Annotated in this window: 2 protein-coding genes and 1 pseudogene; 2 read left to right on the forward strand and 1 reads right to left on the reverse strand. The window is 53.2% G+C overall.

Going from position 1 to position 2,576, the window contains the following annotated elements:
* Positions 1–578, reverse strand: a pseudogene (locus tag WBC85_RS08605) (ISKra4 family transposase); the annotation flags it as partial.
* 370 nt (positions 579–948) lie between these two features.
* On the opposite strand from WBC85_RS08605, the gene WBC85_RS08610 reads away from it, so the two are divergent.
* Entirely contained in the window at positions 949–2,079 is a 1,131-nt protein-coding gene (locus WBC85_RS08610) for a hypothetical protein (protein ID WP_424435346.1), read from the forward strand.
* 89 nt (positions 2,080–2,168) lie between these two features.
* Positions 2,169–2,576 (forward strand): transposase family protein (locus WBC85_RS08615; RefSeq protein WP_424435350.1); only part of this gene is annotated, 408 nt, incomplete at its 3' end.

Below are 2,576 nucleotides of genomic sequence, written 5' to 3' on the forward strand. Positions count from 1 at the left end.
GATTTGGCGCTCGCATTCTTGTGCCCATGCCCTTCGTTGGCGACGTCGAGCTTCTCGGCAATGCTTCCCAAGCGATTGCGGATTGTCGTGTTTGACTGAGGCGTGCAGGGCAGGAACATTTCGAGCAACCGGGCTGCCTCTCAAAACGAGTGCCGCGATCCCAACTCCGCCTGAAGGCGCTGAAGTTCCGGTGTTGCGCGATCCGGAAACATCGCGTTGAGCGGCGAAAGCAGAACGGCTTTCGCAGCGTCCGCGTCTGTTTTGCAGGCACACTGTCGTAGCCGCGGAACTTTCACCCGAAACCGGCCATACAATGTGTCAAGAGTACGACCTCGATCGTCGTGGATCGCACAACGCTTTCCGCAGTCGTCGCAAATTCGGCTTGCCGCCAGCGCTTCGTCGATCTGGCCTTGCAGGACCGCTTCCTGCAATCGCCCCAACAAATTCTTGGCTTCATCAAGCCGCAAACCCAAGCTCTCGGATTCTAAGTTGTCATGTGCACGGCAAAGACGACCGATATTGCGGCTCTGCGTTTCTCCGTCTTCAAATGTTGTTTTGACAACAATTCGCACATCCATGGCAGGCCCCGCCTCGCTCCAAAAGCCTTACCCTAACACAGCGTCCACCAAGTTTCTCCCACTCCCGCCGGTGGAACATGAACCCACCACTCAGCCCATACCGCCTCAGGCCACTTCGGAAAAACGAGCTACAGGACGCCGCATAAGTTCTCGGTCCGTTCCCACGAACCGGACAAAAAAGTCACTTTTATGCAGTGACCCCATCTGCGAATGGTTTGAACCACCGCGGCATTCGGCAGAGTCATGCTCACGAAAAGATGGCTGACACCTTATGTCTTGTAGGAACATGGTAGCCGAGGCGATGATGCCATACATGCCCTGAACATTCAATTTCGCCCTCAAATTGGCCTTTGCCATAATGGAACATACAATGAAAAGACGGCAAGTTTTGACTGTTGTGTTTGTCGCCGCGATATTGGCTGGCGCTTGGGTATTTATGAGAAGCTCTCAAGAAAGCGTCATTGAGATTTCTCCGATAGATTTGTCTGTCGACGCATCAGATACGCAATACAGCGATCTGAAACTGGAGTGGGAGCGGCTGACTGTCGAAAGCTATGTTGTCAGAGCCGCGCAGCAGATCTGGGCGACCTGGCCTTTGGCAGATCAGATCTGGACCGCCGCTGACTATCGCAATATTAACGTCCTTTTTGCCGAGACAAATGGTGAGAATGCCTGGTTGGTGATGCCCGACGGGAATATCGTGAAATTCCGGGCCGAGGATTTGCCTTCTGCCTATCGTGTCACTGGCTACCCCTTTCGGTTCACCAGCTCTGAGCAGACACTCAATGGGATCCCAACCATAAAGGTCGAAGTTGATTCTGATCTGTTTGGTGGGTCTTACAGAAGCTCTGAGTTCGAATCCTTACCGACTTCGACCATGCTTCTTGCTTTTACTGCGCATGAAGAGTTTCACCGCGTTCAAAATACGTGGAACGTGGAACATGCAGATCAGGGTAAACTCATTGAAATCGGGCAGGAAAACTTTGACGCCCGGTCGCAACGGTATGAAATCATTCGGGCATTGAGCCTGGCCTTGTTAAGCCCCGAAGATGAAACTGAATATCTTGAGGCTGCCAAATGGTGGTTTGAAGCTTATCAAAATGACCATCCGCAAGAGTATGAACTCGCCAAATCAATGGATATTTTCGAAGGGGCTGCCAGGTATTTTGATATGGCGATGAATGTCAGGTCCGTTGGTGGATTTGATCTGAGCGCAGAAGAATTGCGCGCCAACTATCAAAGAATGATTTTGAAGGACTATACGTTGGATGCCGACAGGTTCTTTGGTTTGCCAGACGAAGAATCCTATGAAATTGGCGGGATTGCTGGCGTCTTGTTGGAAATGAAGAACGACGCGACATGGAAAGATCGGGTTGAACAAGGGACGCCGCCACTTGAAATATTGCTGGAAAATTACAGCGCCTCACCCCAAGAGCCATCACCAGAAGTGATGAATTTGGTAGAAGAAATTCGGCATATCCGCTCTCAATCTGATAAATGACAGGCGCTTGGTTCAGTGCTTGTGCGCAGAGCAGGGGAATCGCGTTTGGGATCTGACGTGAACGGAGCGGTCTTGAGGTTTGCCGGGAGATGGATTCTGAGGCGGGGACCGTCCTTCAGGAGCCCCAGTCGCCCAAGAAAATCTTCCTCGCCGGCTTCGACGACATTCCCGATCCCCGGGCCGACAACGCCCGTCATAACCTCTGCGAGTTGCTTGTCGTGGCCTTCGTCGCGGTCCTTTGTGGGGCGACAAATTGCGCAGAGATGGCAACCTTTGGTCGGGCAAAGGAGCATTTTTTCAGGGACTCCCTGAAACTCAAACACGCCATCCCGTCGCATGATACGTTCTCATCGGTGTTCCGGATGGTCGATCCGAAGGCGCTGGATGCCGCCTTCGGGCGGGTACTGGCGCAGATCACGGCGTTGCTCGGCGCGGGCGATGGCCGAGCGGTGCCTTCGCTTCCCTTCGGGCGGTCTCGTGCGTCCAGACTCCATGAA

This window comes from Planktotalea sp. (assembly GCF_049680325.1).
In the GTDB taxonomy this organism is placed as follows: domain Bacteria; phylum Pseudomonadota; class Alphaproteobacteria; order Rhodobacterales; family Rhodobacteraceae; genus Planktotalea.

What these genes read in the sequence shown, in the direction of transcription:
- WBC85_RS08610 (WP_424435346.1), top strand. Translation starts at nt 949, where the DNA reads ATGAAAAGACGGCAAGTTTTGACTGTTGTGTTTGTCGCCGCGATATTG.